This is a genomic window from Exiguobacterium sp. s7 (assembly GCF_018618195.1).
GTDB lineage: Bacteria > Bacillota > Bacilli > Exiguobacteriales > Exiguobacteriaceae > Exiguobacterium > Exiguobacterium mexicanum_A.
This window is the reverse complement of record NZ_JACSLO010000012.1, coordinates 39,903-64,418: the sequence shown is the minus strand read 5'-3', so window position 1 is coordinate 64,418 and position 24,516 is coordinate 39,903. Positions and strand designations below refer to the sequence as shown.

Annotated in this window: 21 protein-coding genes and 2 riboswitches; of the genes, 4 read left to right on the top strand and 17 right to left on the bottom strand. The window is 53.4% G+C overall.

The window, feature by feature from the left end:
• Nucleotides 1-68 precede the first annotated feature (68 nt).
• Nucleotides 69-1,271, bottom strand: a complete 1,203-nt coding sequence (locus KNP79_RS12950) for an ornithine--oxo-acid transaminase (protein ID WP_034781234.1) — start codon at nt 1,269-1,271, stop codon at nt 69-71.
• 156 nt (nt 1,272-1,427) lie between these two features.
• Between KNP79_RS12950 and KNP79_RS12945 the strand changes: the two genes are divergently transcribed.
• Nucleotides 1,428-3,470: an EAL domain-containing protein gene (locus KNP79_RS12945; protein WP_215192687.1), complete on the top strand. Its 2,043-nt coding sequence runs from the start codon at nt 1,428-1,430 to the stop codon at nt 3,468-3,470.
• A gap of 39 nt (nt 3,471-3,509) precedes the next feature.
• Here the strand turns inward: KNP79_RS12945 and KNP79_RS12940 are convergent, their stop codons facing one another.
• A complete protein-coding gene (locus tag KNP79_RS12940; protein ID WP_215192685.1) occupies nt 3,510-4,913 on the bottom strand; it encodes a basic amino acid/polyamine antiporter in 1,404 nt (467 codons plus the stop codon).
• Between the two features lie 225 nt (nt 4,914-5,138).
• Here KNP79_RS12940 and KNP79_RS12935 point away from each other — a divergent pair, with 225 nt between their 5' ends.
• Nucleotides 5,139-6,770: a peptide ABC transporter substrate-binding protein gene (locus tag KNP79_RS12935; RefSeq protein ID WP_215192683.1), complete on the top strand. Its 1,632-nt coding sequence runs from the start codon at nt 5,139-5,141 to the stop codon at nt 6,768-6,770.
• 109 nt (nt 6,771-6,879) lie between these two features.
• Here KNP79_RS12935 and KNP79_RS12930 read toward each other — a convergent pair whose 3' ends face one another.
• The 3 genes from KNP79_RS12930 to ade form a co-directional block, all read right to left on the bottom strand.
• Nucleotides 6,880-8,472 (bottom strand): Na+/H+ antiporter NhaC family protein, encoded by a 1,593-nt coding sequence (locus tag KNP79_RS12930; protein ID WP_215192681.1) that lies wholly within the window; start codon nt 8,470-8,472, stop codon nt 6,880-6,882.
• A gap of 112 nt (nt 8,473-8,584) precedes the next feature.
• Nucleotides 8,585-8,759: riboswitch (Lysine riboswitch) on the bottom strand.
• Nucleotides 8,760-8,816: 57 nt separating this feature from the next.
• Complete coding sequence (locus KNP79_RS12925; RefSeq protein ID WP_034781242.1) at nt 8,817-9,101, bottom strand: hypothetical protein; 285 nt, start codon at nt 9,099-9,101, stop codon at nt 8,817-8,819.
• 117 nt (nt 9,102-9,218) lie between these two features.
• The gene (ade, locus tag KNP79_RS12920; protein ID WP_215192679.1) at nt 9,219-10,928 is read right to left on the bottom strand and encodes an adenine deaminase; all 1,710 of its coding nucleotides are present in this window, start codon (nt 10,926-10,928) and stop codon (nt 9,219-9,221) included.
• Between the two features lie 120 nt (nt 10,929-11,048).
• Here ade and KNP79_RS12915 point away from each other — a divergent pair, with 120 nt between their 5' ends.
• A complete protein-coding gene (locus KNP79_RS12915) occupies nt 11,049-11,585 on the top strand; it encodes a gamma carbonic anhydrase family protein (RefSeq protein ID WP_215192677.1) in 537 nt (178 codons plus the stop codon).
• 434 nt (nt 11,586-12,019) lie between these two features.
• Here the strand turns inward: KNP79_RS12915 and KNP79_RS12910 are convergent, their stop codons facing one another.
• From KNP79_RS12910 to KNP79_RS12860, 11 genes are all read right to left on the bottom strand, one after another.
• Complete coding sequence (locus tag KNP79_RS12910) at nt 12,020-12,568, bottom strand: nitroreductase family protein (protein WP_034781247.1); 549 nt, start codon at nt 12,566-12,568, stop codon at nt 12,020-12,022.
• A 116-nt stretch (nt 12,569-12,684) separates the two neighbouring features.
• Nucleotides 12,685-13,977 carry a diaminopimelate decarboxylase gene (gene lysA, locus KNP79_RS12905; protein WP_251132966.1) on the bottom strand — a complete coding sequence of 431 codons (1,293 nt, stop codon included), beginning with the start codon at nt 13,975-13,977 and terminating at the stop codon, nt 12,685-12,687.
• Nucleotides 13,947-15,035, bottom strand: a complete 1,089-nt coding sequence (gene alr, locus KNP79_RS12900; protein ID WP_215192675.1) for an alanine racemase — start codon at nt 15,033-15,035, stop codon at nt 13,947-13,949. The genes lysA and alr overlap by 31 nt, the downstream gene beginning before the upstream one ends.
• Before the next feature lie 13 nt (nt 15,036-15,048).
• Complete coding sequence (locus KNP79_RS12895) at nt 15,049-15,975, bottom strand: branched-chain amino acid transaminase (RefSeq protein WP_034781253.1); 927 nt, start codon at nt 15,973-15,975, stop codon at nt 15,049-15,051.
• 46 nt (nt 15,976-16,021) lie between these two features.
• The gene (gene dapD / locus KNP79_RS12890; protein WP_034781255.1) at nt 16,022-16,729 is read right to left on the bottom strand and encodes a 2,3,4,5-tetrahydropyridine-2,6-dicarboxylate N-acetyltransferase; all 708 of its coding nucleotides are present in this window, start codon (nt 16,727-16,729) and stop codon (nt 16,022-16,024) included.
• Entirely contained in the window at nt 16,707-17,456 is a 750-nt protein-coding gene (gene dapB, locus KNP79_RS12885; protein WP_128123933.1) for a 4-hydroxy-tetrahydrodipicolinate reductase, read from the bottom strand. The genes dapD and dapB overlap by 23 nt, the downstream gene beginning before the upstream one ends.
• Nucleotides 17,453-18,334: a 4-hydroxy-tetrahydrodipicolinate synthase gene (gene dapA, locus KNP79_RS12880; protein ID WP_215192673.1), complete on the bottom strand. Its 882-nt coding sequence runs from the start codon at nt 18,332-18,334 to the stop codon at nt 17,453-17,455. The genes dapB and dapA overlap by 4 nt, the downstream gene beginning before the upstream one ends.
• A gap of 12 nt (nt 18,335-18,346) precedes the next feature.
• Nucleotides 18,347-19,342 carry an aspartate-semialdehyde dehydrogenase gene (locus tag KNP79_RS12875; RefSeq protein ID WP_214712263.1) on the bottom strand — a complete coding sequence of 332 codons (996 nt, stop codon included), beginning with the start codon at nt 19,340-19,342 and terminating at the stop codon, nt 18,347-18,349.
• A 12-nt stretch (nt 19,343-19,354) separates the two neighbouring features.
• The gene (locus KNP79_RS12870) at nt 19,355-20,554 is read right to left on the bottom strand and encodes an aspartate kinase (protein ID WP_214712264.1); all 1,200 of its coding nucleotides are present in this window, start codon (nt 20,552-20,554) and stop codon (nt 19,355-19,357) included.
• A gap of 114 nt (nt 20,555-20,668) precedes the next feature.
• A riboswitch (Lysine riboswitch) is annotated at nt 20,669-20,849 on the bottom strand.
• A 77-nt stretch (nt 20,850-20,926) separates the two neighbouring features.
• Nucleotides 20,927-21,355, bottom strand: coding sequence for a GNAT family N-acetyltransferase (locus KNP79_RS12865; RefSeq protein WP_215192671.1), 429 nt, complete (start codon nt 21,353-21,355; stop codon nt 20,927-20,929).
• Entirely contained in the window at nt 21,349-22,509 is a 1,161-nt protein-coding gene (locus KNP79_RS12860) for an alanyl-tRNA editing protein (RefSeq protein WP_214708863.1), read from the bottom strand. Before KNP79_RS12860 ends, KNP79_RS12865 begins: the two co-directional genes overlap by 7 nt.
• Before the next feature lie 96 nt (nt 22,510-22,605).
• On the opposite strand from KNP79_RS12860, the gene KNP79_RS12855 reads away from it, so the two are divergent.
• Complete coding sequence (locus KNP79_RS12855; protein WP_215192669.1) at nt 22,606-23,334, top strand: GntR family transcriptional regulator; 729 nt, start codon at nt 22,606-22,608, stop codon at nt 23,332-23,334.
• Nucleotides 23,335-23,367: 33 nt separating this feature from the next.
• On the opposite strand, the gene KNP79_RS12850 is transcribed toward KNP79_RS12855, so the two are convergent.
• On the bottom strand, nt 23,368-24,471 hold the full coding sequence (locus KNP79_RS12850; protein ID WP_034781266.1) for an LCP family protein: 1,104 nt from the start codon (nt 24,469-24,471) through the stop codon (nt 23,368-23,370).
• Nucleotides 24,472-24,516: the final 45 nt, after the last annotated feature.

Here is a 24,516-nt window from a genome sequence, read left to right as displayed (position 1 = left end):
ACACCTGCCGCGAGCACGTCGCGAGACAGGTGTTTAAGTCTGTATTCATTATAACAAGCGATGCGCAATCACGAAATAGCGGCTGGTGCGAACACGGCTGAAATCGCCTCGAACGCCTCATCGAGCTCTTCTTTCGTGATGACGAGTGGTGGCGCCAAACGAATCACCGTCTCATGCGTCTCTTTGCAGAGCAGACCGCGCTCTTTGAGCGCTTCACAATAAGGACGTGCCGCTTCTGTCAATTCGATTCCGATGAACAGACCGCGTCCACGTACATCTTTGATGAGCGGATTGTCGATCGATTTCAATCGGTCCATGAAGTACGTCCCGAGTTCAAGTGAACGTTGTGGCAGTTGCTCTTCCTCTAACACTTCAAGCGACGCGATCGACACGGCTGCCGCGAGCGGGTTCCCGCCGAACGTCGACCCGTGTGACCCTGGATTGAATACGCTCAAGACGCTCTCATTGGCTGCGACACATGATACCGGGAATACGCCGCCCCCGAGCGCTTTTCCGAGAATATACATATCCGGCTCCACATCTTCCCATTCGATGGCGAACCATTTGCCTGAGCGACCGAGCCCCGATTGAATCTCATCGGCCACGAACAAGACATTATGCTGCTGGCAGAGCTCACTGGCACGTTTCAAATAACCAGCCGGTGGGATGATAATCCCGGCTTCGCCTTGAATCGGTTCGACGATGAACGCCGCCGTATTTTCAGTGATGGCCGCCTCGAACGCATCGATGTCACCGTACGGCACGACTTTAAACCCTGGCAATAGCGGCCCGAATCCGCGTTGATATTCCGCTTCTGTCGACATCGACACCGCCGCCATCGTCCGGCCGTGGAAGTTGCCCGAGCAGACGATGATTTCCGCTTGGCCTGGGATTTGTTTCACTTCATACGCCCAGCGACGTGATGCTTTGACAGCCGTTTCGACTGCTTCCGCACCCGTGTTCATCGGCAACACCATCTCTTTGTTTGTAAGCGCTGCCACTTTTTTGTAGAAACGACCGAGTTGATCATTGTAAAACGCACGTGACGTCAGCGTGATTTTATCCGCCTGATCTTTTAGCGCTTGGATGATTTTCGGATGACAATGACCTTGGTTGACGGCCGAATAGGCACTCAACATATCCATGTAGCGGTTCCCCTCTGGGTCTGTCACCCAGATCCCTTTCGCTTCCGAGATGACGATTGGAAGTGGATGATAGTTGTGCGCCCCGAACTTCTCTGTCAATTCAATCACTTCTTGTGTCTTTGACATTTGATTTCCCCCTTATCAAAAAACTATCTTACTCCTTCAGTATATGATGACCGTCTTTCTTTTGACAACGACCAACTTGCCCATTCCTCGGGTTGGGAAAATAAGGTACACTGAACGTAGAGTACGATTCATTTGATGTAGATTGGAGGAAATGCTGTGGCTTCATTGCGCGATTTGCCGATTGACGAGTTCATCGATGCTTTATCTGTCCCATGCTGTTACATCAACCTCGACGGCAACGTCCTTCTTTGGAACGAGCATGCGGAAACGCTCTTCGGATGGGAACGGGACGAGGTCCTTCACCACCCGCTCCCGGTCGTCCAGCACTTAGAGCATACGCTCGAGACGTGGTCGCCACTGCTCCTTCAATATCCGTTCTCGACGACGGCAATGACGCCGTTCAAACATAAAAACGGTTCGGTCGTCTATGCGACCGCCTATTTACAATCCTTCTCCATCAACGATTTCACCGGCTATTTTTTAGCCTTTTTACCGAAAGGGTTTAGTCCGCTCATCAGCACGGAACAGTTCAACTTACTCCATCATTTTCAGGCGATGATTGAGCAGTCGACTTATTATCTGGCTGCGAACGCGTATGGGGAAATCACCGAGGTCAACCCGTTGTTATGCGGATTGATTGGGGCCCCTGACCACCAATTTATCGGTCGTAATTGGTTCGAGCTCATCCATCCGTCATTCGAGAATGACCCGATCGCCGAGGACGTGCTTCAAGCGCTTACGACCGACCGTATTTGGAACGGCGAGATGCCCATCCGCTCGGAACGTCATACGGCGAACACGTGCTGGCTCAATTTGACGGTCGTCCCAATCTTGAGCGAAGAAGGCGAAGTCGTGCAATATACCGCCTTCGGATTTGACGTCTCGGATAAAAAACGGCTCGAGCAAGAGGTCAACTACCTCGCCTATCATAACGATTTGACCGGTCTATTAAATAAAAAAGGGTGGCTTCGCCAATATGCCCACGTCCTGAAAACTGTCGATCAAGGGGACGGTTTGGTCCATGTCGCTCTATTCGATATCGATCGCTTCAAAATCATCAACGAATCGTTCGGTTCACGCGTCGGCAATGAACTGCTCATCCAAATCAAAGAGCGGGCCACTCAGTTCATGCCCGAGACGAGCGTCATGTTCCATCCGTCGGGCGGTTTGTTTGGACTCCTGTTCTTTGAAGAGTCGAAAGAGGAAGTGTTCCAGTTGTTGCGCCAATTGCAACATGAACTGCAACGACCGTTCCGGATTTATCATCACTCGATCATGGTGTCGATTTCCATCGGTTGTGTCTTCTATCCATCGGCCACATCTTCATTAGAAGAACTATATACGCGTGCCGAGAGCGCCTTGTTCAAAGGGAAACGGATTGGCGTCGGCACGATTCAGTTCGTCACGAAAGACATGGACGACGCGTTCTCACGTCAAATCCATATCGAAAAAGCGCTCTATCAAGCGCTCGAGGAAAAACACTTTTATTTGGAATATCAACCAAAGTTCGAGTTGAAGACCGACCGGCTCATCGGGTTCGAGGCGCTTCTCCGTTGGCATCACGATGAACTCGGTCAAATCCCGCCGTCGGAGTTCATCCCGCTCGCCGAGGAGATGGCGCTGATCGTCCCGATTAATAACTGGGTCATCCTTGAGGCCGCCAAACAGTTGAAAGCATGGCAACGACTCGTTGATTATCCGTTGTCGATGGCTGTCAACATTTCACCGAACCAATTCCGGAGCGACAGCTTCATCAATACGCTCCGAAATATCAAGCAACAGCTCAATTTAAACCCGTCCGACATCATTCTCGAGATCACGGAAAGTCTCGTCATGCAACAGACGGATGAAATCATCGCCCGGATGAATCAAATCAAGCGGCTCGACTATCGCCTGTCGATTGACGACTTTGGAACTGGATTCTCTTCACTCCAATACTTGAAGTCGTTCCCGGTCGACGAGCTGAAAATCGATAAAGTCTTTTTAGACGATTGGCTCGCCTCGAAGTCGCACTTGCTCGATGTCATCGTCCATCTCGGCAAGAGCCTACATCTGCACGTCGTCGCCGAAGGCGTCGAGGACCAAGAGATGCTCGATCATTTGAAGCAAACTGCCTGCGATTCGTTCCAAGGCTTCTTGTACGCCAAGCCAATGCCTCCAATCGAAGTCGTTCGCCTGTTAACGGGCGGAAATCAATAAAAAAGTCATCGGACGTCTTCACGACGTTCGATGACTTTTTTATAGGCTGATCGTGGCCGTCCATAGTCCATAGACGCCGTACGTGGCCGCCAACAGGATGACGACCGCAATCATATATTGCAGACGGCTCAGGAACGGCCGGCCCTGTTCACGTTCGGCTAGCATGAAGACGAACACGCCCGGCGCGTAAAGAATCATCGCGATGAGCATATATTCGACACCCGACGCATAGAGGAGCCATGCCGCGTAAACGGTCGCGATGCCCGACATGACAAGCATCGAGCGCGTCCCTGTGCGTCGTGCCTCTTTCCAACCGAACAAAGCGGAAAACAAGTACGGGACGAGGGCCGCAATCCCGGCAATGCTCGAGAGCACCAAATAGGTCTGTTCGGAGAAGAGTGCAATGATAGTGACGAGTTGTGTGAAGACTTGCGTGATGAACAAGGCACTCACCGGCGTCTCATTCCGATTGAGCCGATTGAACAATTTCGGGAACACCCCGTCGCGACTTGCCACATAAGAAATCTCTGTCGCGAGAATCGTCCACCCGAGCAACGCACCTGAGAGCGAGACGAGGAGGCCGATATTGATGAGTGTCGCACCGACGGGACCGACGACCGCCTCAAGCACATACGCCATCGACGGTTCCGCCAGTGACGCGAGTTGCTCTTGGGTCATCACCCCGAACGATAGGATTGAGATCATCATATAAATGACGAGTGTCCCAACCAGTCCGATCACCGTCGCTCGTCCGACATCTCGTTTATGACGGGCCCGTGATGATAAGACGACCGCTCCTTCGATGCCGACGAACGCCCATAACGTTACGAGCATCGTCGATTTCACTTGCGGGAACACCTGTGACCAGCTGAAGCCCGACTGACCCCAAAAGTCGATTTGGAACGTGTCGATCCGGAAAGCGAACAAGATAAGGATGATAAATAAAAAGATTGGGACGAGCTTCGCGATCGTCGTGACGATATTGAGGAGGGCCGCTTCTCTCATCCCTCGCGAGATGATCCAGAACAGCCCCCAAATCACGATCGCGCTCATAATCAATCGAAACGCCCGATGCTCTGCCGAAAAGATCGGGAAGAAATAACTGAGTGTGCTAAAGATCAACGTGATGTTCGCCACCGTCCCGATCCACGCGGACATCCAATAACCCCACCCGCTGTTGAAACCGACGAACTTGCCGAACCCTTCCTTTGCATAGGCATAAATCCCGCCTTCAAGCTCAGGACGCGTATTCGCTAAAAATTGAAACACGAACGCGAGCATGACCATGCCGATGCCCGTGATCGTCCAACCGATCAATACCGAACCGACCCCGGCACCTTGCGCCATCGCGCCAGGCAAGTTAAATGCGCCTCCGCCGATCATCGTTCCGACGACCATGGCAGCAAGCCCGAAAAAGCCGATCCCGGCTGATTGTCCCTTCATTCCAAACCCTCCAAAAAAAAGTTGACGTCTGACGAATAACTATACATGGATAATGTATAATCATTCGATGATTTCCTTATTCTACTGAATCCAATGACGTTTAGATAGGCATTTCACTAATGTTTATATTTTCGAATAATTTAAAAAATTTTATTGCGCATTCATCTTGTTTGTAGTTTAATTGCAATATATTCGAAAGAATCAGAATTTTCGGGAGGTATGACAATGCGTAATAAGAAATGGTTAGCTTTATCGGGTGTTGCCTTGCTTGCGACAGCAGCATGTGGCGGCGGAGAAGAATCATCGTCGAGCTCGTCGGACGGATCATCATCGGGTGATGCGAAGAAGGAAATCACACTCGTCTCGGCGACGGATTTACCACAACTCGACCCAACGCTCACAACGGACTCGACATCGGTCATCGTGACGAACAACGTCTTCGAGGGACTATATCGTCTTGATGAGAACAACCAGCCGGTACCGGGAATTGCTGAAGACGTTGAGATTTCAGAAGACGGACTTACATACACCTTCAAGTTGCGTGATGCGAACTGGTCAGATGGCTCACCGGTCACAGCTGAAGACTTCGTCTATTCATGGAAGCGCGCCCTCAACCCAGAGACAGGCGCGGAATATGCGTACATCCTTCAAGACTTGAAAAATGCCAACAAAATCCTTGCAGGCGAAGAAGAACTCGATGCGCTCGGCGCGAAAGCGGTCGACGAGAAGACGCTCGAAGTTCAATTGGAAGCACCAGCCCCTTACTTCCTCGGGTTGACAGGGTTCCCGACGTACATGCCACAAAAGCAAGAGTTCGTCGAAGAGCAAGGCGAGTCGTTCGCGAGCGCGGTCGATAAGACGCTCTACAACGGGCCTTACGTCTTAGACAGCTGGCAAGACAACGAAGGTTGGGTATACAAAAAGAACCCGGACTACTGGGATGCTGAAAACGTCAAGATGGAGACGATCAACGTCAAAGTCGTCAAAGAAGTCGCGACGGGTGTCAACTTGTTCGAATCGGGCGAAGTCGACTACACGCTCTTGTCGTCTGAATTCGTGCCACAATTCCAAGACAGCGAAGAGTTCAAGACTCGTGCCGACGCACGCATCAACTTCCTTCGCTTCAACCAGAAAAACGAAGCGCTCCAAAACGTCAACATTCGTGAGGCGCTCGCGAAAGGCTTCGATAAGCAAGGTGTCACAGACGTCATCTTGACAGACGGCTCACAGCCGGCCAACTATATCGTCGCGAAAGACTTCACATTCACAGAAGACGGAGCCGACTTCCGCGAGAAGTATCCAGACCTTCAAAGCTACAACGTCGACGAAGCGAAAGCGGCATGGGATAAAGGTCTTGCCGAGCTTGGCGTCGAAACGATCGAACTTGAATTCCTCTCACGTGATGAAGAAGCGTTCAAGAAAGTCAACGAGTACATCAAAGGTGAGCTCGAGAAGAACCTCCCTGGCCTCACGCTCAACATCAAGCAACAGCCGTTCAAAAACTTCCTTGACCTCGAAGGTAAAGGTGAGTACGACGTCTCAGCTGCTGGCTGGGGCCCTGACTACCAGGATCCAATGACGTACCTCGACATGTGGGTAACGGACGGTCCGTTCAACCGGATGGCCTACTCGAACGACGAGTACGACAAATTGATCCAAAGCGCGAAACAAGAAGCCGATCAAATGAAACGTTGGGAAACGATGCAAGAAGCAGAACGCATCTTGCTCGAAGATGACTTCGCGATCGCACCGATCTATCAAAAAGGTGAAGCGTACCTCGAACGCTCAAACATTCAAAACATGCACCGCCATCCGTTCGGAGCTGACGCTAGCTTCAAGTGGTTGGACGTCAACTAATCAGCAAGCCCTGTCACTCCTGTGGCAGGGCTTGTTTGTGCATCGACACCTATGCCAATACAAAAAAGAGGCGTGCCACGAGCGGTGGCACGCCTTTAATCTAGATGAATTACGCTTCGCGTTCAGCGCGCATATCAGCTGGCACGCGTCCGCGTTTAGAAATGATTTGCGCGATGACAAGGGCCACGACGAACGTCGCGAATGCTGCGAAGAAGCCGATCCACATCGAGCCTGTGATCCCGAGGACCAAATACCCGACCGCTGACACACCAGCCGCAATCAATGCGTATGGAAGTTGTGTCAACACGTGGTCGATATGGTGCGATCCAGCACCCGTCGAACTGAGGATCGTCGTATCCGAAATCGGTGAGCAGTGGTCACCGAACACCGCACCAGCGAGCACCGCCGCGAGTGTCGGGAGCAACAGTTCCGGATCGACGGCCATAATCAAGTCTGCCCCGATTGGAAGCATGAGACCGAACGTCCCCCAGCTCGTCCCTGTCGAGAACGCCATCAGACCGGCGATCGCGAACAAGATGAGCGGCAAGTAAGATGCTGCAATCGAATCTGTAACGAAACTTGCCAAGTAATCACCCGTTCTCATATCTCCGATGACGGCAATGATCGTCCAGGCAAAGAGCAAGATGAGTACGGCGGGCCACATGGCACGGATACCGGCCCAAGTCGCATGACCGTAGTCTTTAGCTGGAATTTTACGACCAATCAAGAGCAAGAGCGCAACGAGCAAGCTGATGACGGCACCGGTCACAAGTGACCGTGTCACATCTGTCGACTCGAACGCACCGAGAAGCGAGAAGCTTTGACCATCGGCAGCAAGCGCTTGTCCGCCTGTGTACAACATGGCTGAAACAGTGGCAATGATCAACACGATGATTGGGACAATCAAGTCGCGGACTTTTCCGCCATCATGTTCGTTCAAGTCTTCACTCATCCCCATCGGTGCACCTTTCGATGTATCGTAGAGCTCCCCTTGGAGGGCACGGAGTTCATGTGTGCGCATCGGTCCGATGGCAAGTCCCGTGTAGGCGACATACGCCGTCAACATAAGTGCGAAGATGGCATAGAAGTTCATCGGGATGATTTGGATGAACGCTGAGAACGATGAGTAGCTATCAATCGAATACTTCGCCAGGATACCTGCGATGATGGCGATGATATAAGCTCCCCAACTCGAGAGCGGGCTGATGACGCAGACCGGTGCGGCAGTCGAGTCAATCATGTAGGCGAGTTTTGCACGTGATACTTTTTTACGGTCTGTGAGCGGTCGACTGATGTTCCCGACGGCTAAACTGTTAAAGTAATCGTCGATGAAAATTAAAATCCCAAGTCCGAACGAGACGAGACGAGCACCGCGGGCTGTCTTGACGTTTGAAGCGGCCCACTCTCCGAACGCGCGGGCGCCGCCCGACGTTTGGATGATCGATGACAAGATGCCAAGCAAGAGCAAGAACGCGATCAACAGCACGTTCCATTCATTGATGGCCCCATCCGCCCAAAATAGCGCAATGATGTTTGACCATAAATACTGAATCGATTCGAGCGGGTTGAAATTGTGAAGCAGTAGCACCCCTGCGATAATCCCGACACCGAGTGACGGAATGACTTTCCGTGTTGTGATGGCCATAATAATGGCGAGTAAAGCCGGTACGAGTGAGAGTACCGAAGTTGAATAATCTACCATGTGATTTCCTCCTCTTTTGTTAGAGATGAGGCCCCCCTATGCTTAAAAAAACGCAAAGCGAGGGCATCGGCAACAAAGCCGACACCCTCGCTGGATGTTCCGTCTTTCTTAGCCGACTTGGAGCGCTCCATACGTAAATATGTATGGCAGTCTGACGGGTATTTCCCGTCAGCCCAGCACAAAGTCAGAGACATGACTTTACACTTCGGCGATCTTGCCTTTCTGTAGTCTTCACCGTTGTCATCCTCGGACTACTTACTCATCAGCATCGCACCTCTACCTCATCGATAGCACGAATATTCATTTAAAGTTACGTCTAAATTATCATAGGTCATAGTGACTAATCAACAGTTTTTTTCATCTCGGATGATTTGTTTTAACACAGCGAGTGCAGCTTGATCGTCAGACTCGACCGCTTTAAAGAAATCACTAAAGAAATGATACAAGACGAATCGTTCGGCGTGTGACGATGTATGGTCTTTAATCGTCAGTAAGACGAGATGACGCAACCGCCGTTTCGTCCGCGTCTCGTCAGGCAATTCTTCACATCGATCCTGGAAGGCACGATATACAGAATTGATCAAATCCTCATGTTCATCATACGACCGGTTGTAAGCAACTTGTTCCATCTGTTATATCCCCCCTTTCCATTTGTACCGATGAAACTTGTCGTAACTATACCAACTTAACCAAGAGCGTTCAATCGTTTCGGGTCGTTCTTAACAAAAATCATACGTTAGACTGACTTACGACTCGATGAATGAGAACGTCGTCACATCGAATAGTCCCATATCGGTCAACTTCAAATCCGGGATGACCGGGAGCGCGAGGAACGACATCGTCAAATATGGATTGAAATGACGATGGGCGCCGACGACGTCGAGCGCATCGTTCAACTGTTCGAGCACGTCCGCCACTTCCGCATACGGACGTTTCGTCATGAGTCCTCCAATCTCGAGCGGCAAGACCGCCAGCACCTTCCCTTCTGACACCGCGACGACACCACCGCCCACTTTTTCAAGTGTTTCCGCAGCGAGCAACATGTCGTCCGGGCTCACCCCGGCGATGACGAGGTTGTGGCTATCATGGGCGACCGTCGCCGCGAGCGCGCCCCGCTTCAAGCCGAACCCTGTCACCGGGGCCAGGGCCATGTGACCCGTCCCGTGATGGCGTTCGATGACGGCGAGCGTGGCAATGTCTTGGGCGAGGTCGGCTCCGGACGCGTCAGGTGTGAAGACAAGACGCTGTCGCTTCGTCAAGAGACTGTTCGGCAATACTTGAATCACATCGACCGCTTCTTCTTTCACGGCTAAACGGAACGAGTCCGCCGTCAAATCGGGTAGTTTGAGTTCACCTTTCATCGGTTTCGGCACTTCAATCCCGTCGGCTTCGAACGTCGCCTTGCCTTCTTCGGCGACGACTTCCCCGTTCACGTAGACGGTTTCGATTTTTACCGATTGGACGTCTGACAAGATCACAAAGTTTGCTCGTTTGCCAGGAGCGATGGCACCCACATCTTTGAGTCCGTACGCCTCGGCCGCGTGCAGACTAGCGACGGCATAGGCCGTTTCTGGTTTGACACCTTGTTTGATTGCCATGCGAATGTTGTAGTCGATCCCGCCTTCGGCGACAAGGTCGTCCAAGTGTTTATCGTCCGTACAGAACAGGAAACGGTGAGCGTTGCTTTCCGTGATGGCCTGACTGACTTTCTCCACGTTCCGCGCGACCGACCCTTCTCGAATTTGAACATAAAAGCCGCGCCGGACCCGTTCGAGCGCTTCTTCGGCCGTCGTGCATTCGTGATCGGTCATGATCCCTGCCGTCCGGTATACGTTCAGCTGGTCCGGACCGAGGCCCGAAGCATGGCCGTCGACGACTTTCCCGACGTGTTCGGTTTGTGCGATTTTTTGAAGCATATCCTCACTTCCGGACTCGACAGACGGATAGTCCATCACCTCGCCGAGACCGTGGACGCCCGGGTCCCCTAAAAACGGCGCCAAGTCCTCGGCGTATAGCTTCGCCCCGGCGTGCTCGAACGGCGTCGCCGGCACACAGCTCGGGAGCATCATCCGCACGTCGAGCGGCAACCCTTTAGCGTCGGCGAGCATATACTCGATGCCGAGTGCCCCGTTCACGTTCGCAATCTCGTGCGGATCGGCGATGACCGTCGTCACCCCGAGCGGAAGCACCGCTTTGGCGAACTCGTGAGGGGGTACCATCGACGACTCGATATGGACATGCGCATCGATGAATGACGGTGCGAGCGTCCAAGACGGGTCATGGTATTCGGTCTCCCCTTCGTAGCCGTCCCCAATGGCCACAATATAGCCGGCGTCGATGGCGACGTCGGTGCGAATCGTCTCACGGCTGTAGACGTCGATGACCGCCACATCTTTAAAGACGACCGCTGCTTTCTTTTTTTTCGCCGCGATGTCGATCAAATGTTGTTTCTCCATCTGTGTGTCTCCTTTTTTCTACGTATTTTTACTATCTTAACAAGAATAATCTTTCCGGTGCAATTTCTTTTTCAACTTATGCGACAATGAAAGCATATCCGTTTGAAAGGGGTTACACATATGCAATACAAATTAGGAGAATTGATTCCACATGTTGATGAGACGGTGTTCATCGCACCAGGGGCGCACGTCATCGGCGATGTCACGATTGGCGCCCATTCCGGCGTCTGGTTCAATACGATCATCCGCGGCGATGAAGGACCGATTCAAATTGGTTCGTACGTGAATATTCAAGACGGATCGATGGTCCATCAATATGAAGGGTCCCCGACCATCATCCATGACCGGGTGTCGATTGGACACATGGCGATGATTCACGGATGCGAAATTGAAGAAGGGTGTCTCATCGGCATGCATGCGACCGTCCTCGACGGAGCCAAAATCGGCAAAGGTTCATTCATCGCAGCCGGTGCACTCGTCACACCGAACATGCAAATCCCGGAAGGCGTCATGGTCATGGGCGTGCCCGCCAAAGTCGTCCGTCCGCTCAATGACGAGGATCGCTTCATCATGGAACGGACCGTCAACAAATACGCGAAACGGGCTGAGCAGTACTTGACGACATGCGAGCCACTCACATCGACACAAAGTTTGTGAAAGCGTTTACAAGATTCATAAATTGTTAACGATTATCCCGATTTTTCTTCATGTTTCCTTTGTATACTGAGGATGTAGTCAAGCCGACGTGTCGAAAGGGGCCAATTGTAATGTATCCAAACCATGCCGAACTCATGTTAGACTTGTAACGCCTCGTCCGTTAACCCAAGCTATTGCCTGCATATCGAGGATTCGTTCGACGATACGCTGCAAGGAACACATCGAGAGGTTTGGGAACGATTGCAATCGGATAATACTAAAGAGGAAGAAACTAAAGTTAAGGGAACGTGAACAAAATGATTCCAACGAATGTCATTCAAGACTGGCTCGCAACCAAGTTAAAAAAATAAACTGAGCGCTCACATGAACGGCTCAGTCGCATTGACCTATAAATACTGGTCCGATCGTAGTCACCTACGCTCGGACCTTTTCGTTCACTCAAAAATCGTCAAGCAAGCGTCAATCGATTGACGTTGCTTCGTCGGCGGTACGTCTTCGTAACGACCGAGCTGGAGCAGTCCGACAAACGTCTCACCCTCAGCCCCAATCATCTCTTGAAGCCTGGCATCCTCAAAAATACCGCCCGTCCGCCAGACGAGGCCGATCTGTTGCTCACTACACAATAAATGAAAGTTTTGAATCATCGTCGCCGTCGCGAGTAGCGCATCTTTCTTCCCTTTGTCCGTCTCGAAATGCTTCGTCGTCACGTAGACGCAAGCTGCGGCGTTCCGGATGCGTCCCGCGATTTTCTCGCGCTTCGCCTCTGGTCCATCTTGAAACGCCGGTTCGAGCGCCTGAAGCAAGACGTCTTTTCCATCCCCGTTGAACAAATAAAGATTCCACGGTTCGACTTTGTTATGAAACGGTGCCTGATGCGCCGATGCCAACAACTCATAGAGTACTTTCGTCGCAATCGGTTCTTCAGTGAACATCCGAATCGTCCGCCGCGACTCAATCAACTGTTGTCCTGCTGTCTTTTCCATTGAAGTCACTTCCCCCTCTGTTATCTATTCCATCATAATTGAAAACATTTCTCATTTGAAGGAGAATGACTTCGACAAAAAGAACGCATCCCTGAGTCAGGAATGCGTTCGTTCTATCATGTCGATTGCCCGACGACCTCACAGGCGACCAAGTCCTCGAGCGTCTGTCTGCGGACGACGAGACGATGTGTCCCGTCTTTCACGAAGACGACGGCCGGGCGGAGCATCTGGTTATAGTTGCTCGCCATCGAGAAATTGTACGCTCCCGTCGCTTTGACGAGGAGGAGATCGCCAGCTTCGACCGGCGGGATGAGCGAACGGTTCGAGATGATGTCTCCCGACTCGCAACACGCCCCGACGATTTTTGCTTCAATCGTCTTCGGCTCATCCATCCGTGTCGCCACAATCACATCATACTCGGCATCATAGAGGGCGGGACGAATGTTATCCGTCATGCCTCCGTCGACCGAGACATACGTGCGGACACCGCTCACTTCTTTCACCGTCCCGACTTCATAGATCGTCGCACCGGCGTTGGCGACGAGCCAACGGCCTGGTTCGATCCCAATTTTCGGGAGCGGCAAGCCGAAGCGTTCCACTTCCGCGACGAGCGTGTCCATCACTTGCGTCATCGTATCGGCGAAGTCGAGCGGGTCGTCCGACTCGAGATAGGCGACACCGAAGCCGCCACCGATATTCAAGACGTCGGCCGTATATCCTGTCTCTTGACGGATCGTCTCGATGAAGTTGACCATCGTCTTGACGGTATTGATGAACAACGTCGGTTCTTGAATCTGCGAGCCGACGTGACAGTGGATGCCTTGCAAATGCAGACGTTCCGCCTGCAGCGTCGCCTTGATCGCTTCGAGATACGTGTCGTCGTGGGTCGGGAAGCCGAACTTCGTGTCGACCCCACCCGTCTGAATCGCCTCATGGGCGCCTCCGACGACTTGTGGGACGATGCGGAGCAGGACGTCGACGTCGACATCGTGTTCGACAGCGAGGCCCGACAACAGTCCGATTTCGCGCATATTGTCAATCGTGAAATGGGTGATGCCGTTCTCGAGTGCGAACGTGATGTCCTGCACCGTCTTGTTCGACCCGTGGACGTGAATCCGGTCAGCCGGGACACCTGCGTGGAGCGCGACGAACATCTCACCGCGTGAGACGACGTCGATGCTTAAGCCCGCTGCCATCACTTTGTCGTACACGGCCGCGATCGACATCGCTTTTGATGCGTAGAGCGCGTATGTGTTCGGATACTTGTCGAGGAACGCGTTCCGGACGAGGCCGAGGCGACGCTCGAGTTCAGGCTCGCTCATGATATAGAGCGGTGTCCCGTACGTCGCTTGAAGTTCACGGACGGACACGCCTTCGATCATACAAACTGATTGGTTGGTGGTGTACATACATTGCCTCCTTCAAAGCGATGCGGGACACGCCATGAGCGTGCGCATAATTGTTCTGAGTTATTGGCGTGCCCGGTACGGGTCACGTCATCGATTTTCGTGAGATGGCCGTACAGCTCCACACGGTCTCCGACTTGAATCGTGTCATCGACGCGCAAGAAACTGTGGCTCATGAAGATGTTGCTGATGAACGGATAGGCCCGTCCTTCGATGTGGGCCGGTAAGAAGCGCCGGGCTCGCATAAGTCCGTCGCCATAACCGACCGAGAGAACAGCGATGCGTTCATTCGTCTCGGCCGTGTAGCCCGTACCGTAACCGACGTGGGCACCGGCCTCGATGTCATGGACGGCGACGACTTCCGCATCCCAGTGAAACGCCGGGATGAGCCAATCGACCGGTTCGACCGAAGAGTAGCCATAAAGGAAGATTCCCACGCGCACATGGGTGCAATGCCCGAGGCGCGGATCCGCTTGTAGTGTCGCGGCGCTATTGGCCGCATGCACGATGTCGAACGAATGCCGTTCGATGAGACGATTCGACCAGTCGGCGAACCGTTCCACGTGCACACTGTGTTCGATTTCTGCGTTGTCGGCGTCAGCGAGCGGGAAATGAGTACATAACCCGACGAGGTCGAGCCCCTCGTCTTGGCAAAACGCGACGATGGCCAGCGCTTCTTTGAACGTCTTGGCACCGAATCGGTTCATCCCGACGTCGAGCTTTAAATGAAGGCGGACACCGTCCAACTGATCCCGTTGCGAGACGAGCCAGTCATAGGAACCGATGGCGACGTCAAGTTGGTCACGATGGACGGTTGCCCAGTCGTAAACCGGGTTCATGACGAGGACGCGCGCTTCCGGAGCTGATGCCCGGACCTCGCTCGCCTCGTCCAGCGTCGTCACCATGAAGTGACGCACCCCTTCTTCATACAGTGTCGTCACAACTGGCTCCATCCCTAAGTTATAGGCGTTGTTTTTCACGACGGCGAACACTGGTCGGCCAAGCGCTTCAATCCGACGTTTGTTTTCGCGAATCGCATTCAAGTCAATTGTGACTCCCATACAAAAAACTCCTTTATTCTTTGACTCCAGCTTTGACGAACGTGATCCAATCGCGGTGTGTCGGAATTTGACCCGTCACAGCCTCACGGTAACGCGCGAGCATGTTCGTCGCGACCGTCTGGACGCCGCCGCCGATTGAGATGTTGTCGATTTCGATGACGCTCGTCACTTCAGCCGCCGTCCCCGTTAAGAAGATTTCATCTGCGACATATAGTTCGTCACGTCCGATGTGGCGTTCGATGACCTCGAACCCTTCCTCACGGGCGAGTTCGATCACCGTTTGACGCGTGATGCCGTCGAGCACCGAGCAATCGAGTGACGGTGTGAAGATTTTGTTTCCTTTGACGAGGAAGATGTTGGCGACGCTCGCCTCGCTGACGTTTCCGTTCATGTCGAGGGCGATTGCTTCATCATATCCATCGCGCACCGCTTCTCCTTTAAGGAGTTGCGAGTTCATATAGTTCGCCGCCGCTTTCGCTTGCATCGGCATCATCGTCGAAGACACGCGACGATACGAGGCGACTTTCGCGCGAATCCCGACCGTCTTGCTGAAGTATTCGCCGAGCGGCCAGCACGAGATCGCGACGTGTACTTTCGTTTCCTGCGTCGGCATGAGTGCCTGCCAAGGTGTGCCGAGGAAAACGAATGGGCGGATGTAACAAGCCTCGAAGCCGTTGCGTTCGATCAATTCGATTGTCGCTTGTTCGAGCTCATCGACCGTGTACGGCAAGTCGACGTGATAGTATGCACACGAACGAACGAGTCGCTCCAAGTGTTCACGGAGTCGGAAGATGGCCGGGCCTTCCTCTGTGTGGTATGCCCGAATCCCTTCGAAGAACCCGCTACCGTAGTGAATCGCGTGCGTCATGATACTCGTGTTCGCGTCACTCGGCTCGATCCAAGCCCCGTCTTGCCACATCCATTGTCCATACTGTTCCATTGTTCAACTCTCCCATTCATTGTTTATATTTTCTGTCTATTATACGTTACAGGGAGCGTAAGTCATCAACAAGTTGTGTTTTTTCTGCGGTTTTTTCATCTTTTTGCTTAATGACACGGGCTGGTGTACCGGCGACGACGCTTCCTGCTGGGACGTCTTGCGTGACGACACTCCCTGCTGCGACGACTGCGTTTTCACCGACACGGACGCCTTCCAAGATGACGGCGTTCGCACCGACCATGACACCGTCTTCGATGATGACCGGGTCTTTTGAAGGTGGCTCAAGGACACCCGCCACGACAGCGCCGGCTCCAAGATGGACGTTCTTCCCGAGCGTTCCACGTGCACCGATGACCGCGTTCATGTCGACCATCGATCCGTCACCGATGACGGCACCGATATTGATGACGGCACCCATCATGACGACGACGTTATTGCCGATTTGAACGTGGTCCCGGATGAACGAACCTGGTTCGATGCGCGCGTTCAATTTCGTCGTGTCGAGCATCGGCACGGCGCTGTTCCGGCGGTCGTATTCGAGATGCGTATCTGTGATGACCGCTGCGTTCGCTTCAACGAAAGCGGCTGCGCGTTCGGCCGTCGTGAGGAATAATTTCGATTCGTCGGTCCCGAATGCTTTCGCCCCTTCGATGTCTAGACCGGCCAATTGACCGTTGACGTATAGTTTGACAGGCGTTTCTTTCTTGGCATCTTTAATGTATTGCGCGATTTCATAAGCGTTTGTGAGTAACATGAGTGGCCTCCTCGTATAGGTTCGTTAAATTATATAGTCCGGCCGGGCGGTCGAGAATCGTCGCCGCCGCGGCGAGGGCCCCGTTCGCGAAGACACGTTTGGACAGGGCCGTATGTTTCAATTCGAGCATTTCGTCGTCTCCGGCGAAGAGCACCGTGTGTTCCCCAAAGATTGTGCCGCCGCGCACCGAGTGCATGCCGAGTTCATCGGCTGCACGCGCTTCGCGACGCGGTGTCCGGTCATATACCGGTGTCACATCGCGTTTGGCTTCGATGGCACGGGCGAGTAATTCCGCCGTGCCGCTCGGTGCGTCGACTTTCTTGCGGTGGTGCGCCTCAATCACTTCGATGTCATAACCGAGCGTGAGCGGGACGAGTTGGTCGAGCAACTGTTTCAGGAGCGCGATCCCATAAGACGTATTATACGACTGGAAAATCGGGATCTCCTGAGACGCCGCTTCAATTTTGGCGAGTTCCGCTTCCGAGAAACCCGTCGTCGCGATGACGAGCGGGATTTGCTTGGCTTTCCCGAAAGCGAGCACATCATCTAACAGTGCCGGGTTCGAGAAGTCGATGACGACATCGACGTCGGCCTCGACGTCTTGCAACGAGACGGGATGCTCCCCTCCGGCCGGTGAGACGATGGCCGCAACGTTCAAGTTTTGTGTCCGGGCGACTTCTTCGACGATCTGTCCCATCGCTCCGTAGCCATGAATGAGTAAGTTCACTGTCTCACCTCATTGAACTGCTCCATCGCCGACAACAAGCGGGCCTCGGCCGTCGCGCTCATCGGGACGAGCGGGAGACGTGGTGCACCGAACTCGAAGCCGCGTGCATTGAGTGCCGCTTTGACCGGAATCGGGTTCACTTCCGTGAACAATTCGTCGATGACCGGGAGCAGTCGGAGCTGCCATGTGCGGGCCGTCTCTAAATCTCCGGCGAGGAGCCCTTCGGCTAAAGCGACCGTCGCACCCGGATAGACGTTCGAGAGGACCGAGACGACACCTTGCGCGCCCCAAGCCATATAAGGAAGGATTTGATCATCGTTCCCGCAATAGACTGGGAAGCCTTCCGGCACGTGCGCCATCATTTGAGCCATCACCGAGATATCCCCGCTCGCTTCCTTGAGGGCAGCGATGCGTGGGTGGTCGGCGAGTTCTCCAACCGTTGCCGGATCAAGGGCGACACCCGTGCGTGACGGTACGTTGTAGAGCATGAGCGGAATCGGTGACGCGTCGGCGATCGCTGTGAAGTGGGCAATCAGACCCGCTTGCGTCGACTTGTTGTAATAAGGCGTGACGACCATCGCCATCTCGGCTCCGAGTTCGGCGGCCCGTTTCGTCTTTTGAATGCTGAGCGCCGTGTTGTTCGACCCGGTCCCGGCGATGATAACGGCGCGGCCGGCCGCGACTTCAATCGCTTTGACGAGAAGCGTCTCGAACTCGTCGTCCGTGATGGTCATGCCTTCACCAGTCGTTCCCCCGATCACGAGACCGCTGACACCTTCTTTAATTTGATCTTCAATCAACGCTTCCCACGCTGTGAGATTTAGCTGACCGTCTGCTTGAAACGGCGTAGCGAGTGCAGTTGCGACTCCTGTGAACATATAATCTCCCCCTTATTTCGTAGCTGTCTGCCCAATCATGCATTGGGCGATTTGGACGGCGTTCGCCGCGGCGCCTTTTCGAACGTTATCAGCGACACACCAGAGATGGAACGTGTTCGGTTGCGACTCGTCGACACGGACACGACCGACGTACACGTCGTCTGTCCCGTTCGCATCGAGCGGTGTCGGATAGACGAGTTCGCCCGGGTTGTCCATGAGGACGACACCTGGCGCGTCCGCGAGCACGGCTTTCACTTCGGCTAGCGTCGCCTCGCGGTCGAGCGTGACCGTGATCGAGACGGCGTGGCTATTACGGACCGGGACACGGACGCATGTCGCCGTCACCCCGAGGTTCGGCGCGTTCAAAATTTTACGTGTTTCCTCGATCATCTTCTGTTCTTCTTTCGTATAACCGTTCTCTAAGAACACATCGATGTGCGGCAAGACGTTATCGTAAATCGGATACGGATAGTTTTTCGGTTCCTCGCCGCGTGCTCCGCGTTCCAAGTCTTCAATCCCTTTTTGACCCGACCCGGAGACGGCTTGATACGATGTGTAAGCGACGCGCGTCAACCCGTATACTTCCGCAAGCGGTGCGAGTGCGACAACCGATTGGATCGTCGAACAGTTCGGATTGGCGATGAGTGTCTTGTCCGGGCTAAGTTCGACTCGGTTCACTTCCGGGACGATGAGCGGGATGTCCGCTTGCATCCGGAACGCGCTCGAGTTATCGATGACGATGACCCCTTGCTCACTCAGACGAGGTGCATATTGTTCACTGAGGCTCCCCCCGGCTGAGAAAAGCGCGATATCGATCGGGTCGGCATAAATCGTGTCCGACAGTTCCCGGATGACGACATCTTTTCCGTTCACGTTCACGGTCTTTCCGGCTGAACGGGCTGAAGCGTAAAGCAATAATTCGTTGATTGGAAACTCGTATTCGGTCAAGACTTCAATCATTTTTTGACCGACGGCTCCGGTCGCGCCGACGACGGCTACGTTATACATGGTGACTCCCCCTTATAAATGGAAACGTTCGGCGATAGCTGCGACCGCCGTTTCAACGTCTTGATCGTTAATCGTGTACGAGATGCTGATCTCGGATGTCGTGACTTGATAGAATGGGATCCCGCTTTCACGGAACGTGGCGAACAATTCGGACGCGACTCCGGTCGCGTCACGCATCCCGATGCCGACGACCGAGATTTTCGCATGTTCGGTATGACGGTCGATTTTGATTTGCGGGAACGTCTCGGTCAATTCCGCGAGCGCTTCTTCGAGGAACGCCTCTTCATCGAGCGGACACGTGAACGATAAGAACACTTCTCCATCGAACGCCGTCTGACTGATCATATCGATATTGACATGACGCTGTGACAACTTCTCGAAAATGTCGGCAACTCCTGCCACCGAATGTGGAATGTGTTTGATTGAGACACTGAGCACGTTTTTCACGACGCTCACGCTCGTCACCGCTTTTTGTTCCATCGCCTGTGTCATATCCATGATCCATGTTCCTCCTTCGCTTGCAAGCGTCTTCCCTACAAAGATGTTCACATCAAATTTTTTCGCGAGCTCTACGCTGCGCATCTCCATCACTTTCGACCCGAGCGCGCTCATCTCCATCATCTCGTCATACGAGACGGTATCTAATCGGCGGGCCGTCGGATGGATGCGCGGGTCAGCCGTGTAGACCCCGGCGACGTCTGTGTAAATCTCACAGCGTTTGCTGAGCACTGCGGCCAAGGCGACGGCCGTCGTGTCCGACCCACCCCGTCCGAGCGTCGTCACGTCACCGAACTCGTTGACACCTTGGAAGCCGGCGACGATGACGACGTCATACGTCCGAAGTTTTTCTTCTAACACTTCTTTTCGAATCGCTTTGATTTTACTTTTCGTGTGAATGCCCATCGTGTCGATGCCGGCTTGTTGTCCGGTGAGCGAGATGGCGGCCACGCCCCGAGAGTTCAAAGCGATGCTGAGCAGGCTGATCGTCTGCTCCTCACCGACCGCGAGCAAGCGGTCAAGTTCACGAATCATCGGACGTTCCGTGATTTGTTTGGCGAGTGACAAGAGTGAGTCAGTCGTTTTCCCCATCGCGGAAACGACGACGACGAGCTTTTCACCGGCGGCGGCCCGAGTCTGTAAATATTCAGCAATGGCCTGGATTTGTTCAATCGTGGCAACGGAGCTGCCTCCGAATTTCAATACGGTTGTCATCAGGTTCCCCACTTTCATGATGTCCACCAACAGAAAAAGCGGCAGACCGGTAGGAAGCACTCTCCCTACGGTCTGCCGCTTGTACGCGCAGTTGAAAAACGATTAAAGAATCGTTCCGTAGATAGCGCTCCATGGCATTTCATCCATGGCAGTGTAGGCGTTATTCACGACTACCCCAGCCTTCGTTCGTACGCATGCGAACGTCGACTTCGGCGAATTTCCCCTTTCGGCTCGATCCGGAATGCGTCCGTGTCGATCAAGCTTACTCATGTCATTCGCAACCTCTATCTGTCAGTTGTTAGTTTTAGTTATAACAAATGCTTCCCGGCTTGCCAACCTTTTTTTAGAAAAAAGGAAAATTTCAAACAATGGTCACCACGCCTTGTGCATCATCCGATGTGGAATGTCAGCATCTAAAAATTCATCGCCGTACGCCTCGTACCCGAGTCGTTCATAGAACGGGAGTGCCGTCAGTTGCGCCCCTAGTTTGAGCTCGTGTAACTCCCTCGCCCGCGCGACAGATTCGATGGCGAGCATGATCTCCTTGGCATACCCGTTACCGCGTTTCGCGGCAAGTGTGGCGACCCGTTCGACTTTCCCGACCCCGTCACCGATTGGGCGCAGACGTGCCGTCGTGACAGGCTCAGCGTCCACCATTCCGACAAAATGGATACAGTCCGGGTCGAGTTCATCATACTCAAGTTCCGGCGCGATCCCTTGTTCGCCAATAAACACCGTTTGCCGCACAGACCGGGCCAGTTCAATCAGTTTCGAGTCGTTCCCGTGTTCAATCTTCAACATGATACCATTCCTTCCTGTAGCCGCTTCACAATCTCCGCTGTCGCTCGTTCTAACTCGAGGACAGACTCGAAGCGGGCTTGCGCTTGTTTGTGACTGCCGCCCCCTCGACCGATGCCGAGGTCGTCGAGCGTCCGTTTCAAAAACTTACCGATGGCGATGTCGTGTGTCCCGTCATGCATGAGCCACAGCTTTTGACCCGTATGATTGGCTCCGACGGCAATCCGTCCGGTCGCGGCGATGCGTTCGACGATCGTCGTCGTGAGCGTCTCTGCTTCCGTTTTGCCGATGTGGGTGATGACATAATTGTCTTCTTGCAGGAAGGCAGCGACTTTCGCTTTTGCGACGCGGGCCTCGAGCGCCTTCACTTCTTTGTCCCGCTCGAGCCGAAGATTCCGTTCTTCGATGACACGGGCGGCGACCGTCTCGTTCGTCGTCGACAACGTTTGGTGAATCGTGCGTAGTGCGGTCCGGGACGAATGGACCGCGGCCAAGGCCCGAAGACCGGCGACGTACGTCAAACGGACGTTACCGCGGACTTTCTTCATCGAGGTCACATGGACGATTCCGAGTTGACCCGTTGAATCTACATGGGTCCCGCCACAGGCGTTGTAATCGAGGCCGTCGATGGCAACGATGCGAACGGTTCCGGTGCGGTCGGTCGCTTTTCGTAAACGGTCTTGTTCGACTTCTTCGGACGACAGTTCATATGTGGAGACGGGGCGATTTTCAAAAACGATACGTTGCACGTCCCGTTCTAACGATTCGATTTGATCCCAATCGAACACGTCCGTCTCGATCTCAAGCGACGATTCCTCAGGCCCAATCCCAAAACTGAGCGTCTGAATACCGTACTCATCCTCTAGCAAAGCCGTCAACACGTGCTGGGCCGTATGTTGAATCGAATGGTCGCGTCGGACAGCGTCGTTGACGATGCCGGTCACAAGCGTTCCAGGTTCAAGCGCACGTTCGATCAAGTGCCAGACGATCTCATCGACTCGTTGCACATCGAGCACGGGCTCTCCGTTGAGTGTGCCGGCATCCGGTGGTTGTCCCCCGCCTTCTGCATAAAATAATGTGGATTCAAGCGCGATCCATGTCCCGCGCGCATCGGTGCGGGTCTCGGTCACCGTCGTTTCAAATTGCCATGAATTCATTGCTGTCGCCGCCTTTTCTGTAGGATATGTTCAGACAACTAGTCTAATTTGGTCTATAATAAGAAACACTTACTTTCGAAGTCAGGAGCGATATGCATGTTACAGATTGATAAACAATCACCGCTACCTATTTATTATCAAATCGAAGCTTATTTAAAGCAACAAATAGATGCCGGCATTCTTCAACCGGGTGAATCGATCCCATCCGAACGAGAGTTTTCCGAGCGCTATAACGTCAGTCGGATGACGGTCCGACAAGCGATCACGAACTTGGTCAACGCCGGTTATTTAAGCCGGCAAAAAGGCCGGGGAACGTTCGTCGCCAACAAGAAAATCACGATGGCCTTGTCTGGATTGACGAGTTTCTCAGAAGAAATCAAACATCGAGGCATGCGACCGTTCAGCCGCCTGTTATCGTTCCAGACGATTCCAGCCCCGGCGAAAATCGCTCAAAAGTTGAGCGTGTCCCTCGATACCCCCGTCTATGAGATGCGACGGTTGCGTCTCGCCGATGAGAACGTGCTCGCCCTCGAGACCGCGTATATCCCGGTCGCCTTGTTGCCAGAACTGACCGAGACGGTTGCCGTCGGTTCAATCTATGAGTTTGCCGAGCAATCCGGCCTTCGATTAAAGAACGCGACCCAAACGCTCGAGGCACGGAGCGCGGGGCCGGAAGAAGCGAAGCTGTTGACGATTTCTCCGAACGCCCCTGTCCTTTTGATCGACCAACGGACGTATCTCGAAAACGGAGACATGTTCGAATATAGCCGTTCCTTGTTCCGTGGTGACGCCTACTCGTTCACCGTCTCCATGGATCGGACGTAAAAAAATGGTTTGCCGCGGACGGCAAACCATTTTTTATTGTGCTTCGTACGTGATGCCGGCAGGGTCATACATATACGTTTCGAGCTCTGTATCGGTCATCGGCTCCACTTCATTGCCCGCATCGGCCTGTTGGACACGATAGCGGACTTCTTCGAGTAACGGCTCGTTCAAGAAGTAATAGAAATGGCCGTCGTTGCCGCGGGCCCCTTCACCGGTCAACTGATACTGGACCGTGTTGTTGAGGGCACCAACGTCTTCGATCAGGCGCATATAGTCGTTTGGACCGAGCGTCGTCTGCATGTTGTCACCGACCGCCTTCAACACCTTGTCATAGTTGTTGATGAGTGATGTGCCGAGCGCTTGGTCAAGGACGGCGTTAATGACTTCCATCTGGCGCTGTCCGCGTCCGATGTCACCGCGTGGGTCGTCATAGCGGTTCCGGACGTAAGCAAGCGCCTCTTCACCTGACAACTGTTGCAATCCTTCTTCGACTTGGACGACTTCACGGGAAGCGTCATAACTCTTCTGTTCCGACGAGAACGGGACATCGATTTCGACGCCGCCGACGGCATCGATGAAGTCGACGAACCCTTGGAAGTTGAGCGAGACGACGTGATCGATATCGATACCGACCAAGTCTTCGATCGTGTTCGTCGCTACTCGCATCCCGTTGTTCGGGTTCGATTCATCCATCGACCCGAAATAGTACGCATGCGTGATCTTATCTTGATCGAGTCCGGTCTTGCCGTACGGGATGTTGAAGCCCGTGTAGTCGATATTGACGTACGAGTCACGCGGGATGCTGAGCATCGTCGTCTGCTTATTTTTCTTGTTCAAAATGACGACGATCATGACGTCTGAACGACCGTACTCCCCGCGTGCTTTCTTTTGCGGGGACAAGTCCGTCCCGAGTACGAGGAAGCTCTCGGTATCCTCTTTATCGAATCGCGTCGGTTCGAGGGTCGGATCATCTTCAAGCGTCACTTGCGTACCGGACAACATGTTATGTGCTTTATAAAACGCTGTCCCATACATGCTCGAGCCTACGATGACGGCAATCAATACAAGGGCGCTGAACAGCTTATAAAACGCAGACGGGCCTTTGCGCCGTCTACGAGCCTGAGTTCTTGAATTCATGAGTTTCTCCTTCGCGATCGAATGATATGAGCTTCACCTATTATA

Bases quoted from the DNA above. Each gene is read 5' to 3' on its own strand.
- KNP79_RS12870 (WP_214712264.1), bottom strand. From the start codon at position 20,554: ATGACAACCGTATTGAAATTCGGAGGCAGCTCCGTTGCCACGATTGAA.
- KNP79_RS12910 (WP_034781247.1), bottom strand. From the start codon at position 12,568: ATGGAAAAGACAGCAGGACAACAGTTGATTGAGTCGCGGCGGACGATT.
- alr (WP_215192675.1), bottom strand. From the start codon at position 15,035: ATGGGAGTCACAATTGACTTGAATGCGATTCGCGAAAACAAACGTCGG.
- KNP79_RS12850 (WP_034781266.1), bottom strand. From the start codon at position 24,471: ATGAATTCAAGAACTCAGGCTCGTAGACGGCGCAAAGGCCCGTCTGCG.
- KNP79_RS12875 (WP_214712263.1), bottom strand. From the start codon at position 19,342: ATGTATAACGTAGCCGTCGTCGGCGCGACCGGAGCCGTCGGTCAAAAA.
- KNP79_RS12895 (WP_034781253.1), bottom strand. From the start codon at position 15,975: ATGGAACAGTATGGACAATGGATGTGGCAAGACGGGGCTTGGATCGAG.
- KNP79_RS12930 (WP_215192681.1), bottom strand. From the start codon at position 8,472: ATGGTAGATTATTCAACTTCGGTACTCTCACTCGTACCGGCTTTACTC.
- lysA (WP_251132966.1), bottom strand. From the start codon at position 13,977: ATGTACACCACCAACCAATCAGTTTGTATGATCGAAGGCGTGTCCGTC.
- dapA (WP_215192673.1), bottom strand. From the start codon at position 18,334: ATGTTCACAGGAGTCGCAACTGCACTCGCTACGCCGTTTCAAGCAGAC.
- KNP79_RS12935 (WP_215192683.1), top strand. From the start codon at position 5,139: ATGCGTAATAAGAAATGGTTAGCTTTATCGGGTGTTGCCTTGCTTGCG.
- KNP79_RS12855 (WP_215192669.1), top strand. From the start codon at position 22,606: ATGTTACAGATTGATAAACAATCACCGCTACCTATTTATTATCAAATC.
- ade (WP_215192679.1), bottom strand. From the start codon at position 10,928: ATGGAGAAACAACATTTGATCGACATCGCGGCGAAAAAAAAGAAAGCA.
- KNP79_RS12940 (WP_215192685.1), bottom strand. From the start codon at position 4,913: ATGAAGGGACAATCAGCCGGGATCGGCTTTTTCGGGCTTGCTGCCATG.
- KNP79_RS12860 (WP_214708863.1), bottom strand. From the start codon at position 22,509: ATGAATTCATGGCAATTTGAAACGACGGTGACCGAGACCCGCACCGAT.
- KNP79_RS12950 (WP_034781234.1), bottom strand. From the start codon at position 1,271: ATGTCAAAGACACAAGAAGTGATTGAATTGACAGAGAAGTTCGGGGCG.
- KNP79_RS12925 (WP_034781242.1), bottom strand. From the start codon at position 9,101: ATGGAACAAGTTGCTTACAACCGGTCGTATGATGAACATGAGGATTTG.
- dapD (WP_034781255.1), bottom strand. From the start codon at position 16,729: ATGTTACTCACAAACGCTTATGAAATCGCGCAATACATTAAAGATGCC.
- KNP79_RS12865 (WP_215192671.1), bottom strand. From the start codon at position 21,355: ATGTTGAAGATTGAACACGGGAACGACTCGAAACTGATTGAACTGGCC.
- KNP79_RS12915 (WP_215192677.1), top strand. From the start codon at position 11,049: ATGCAATACAAATTAGGAGAATTGATTCCACATGTTGATGAGACGGTG.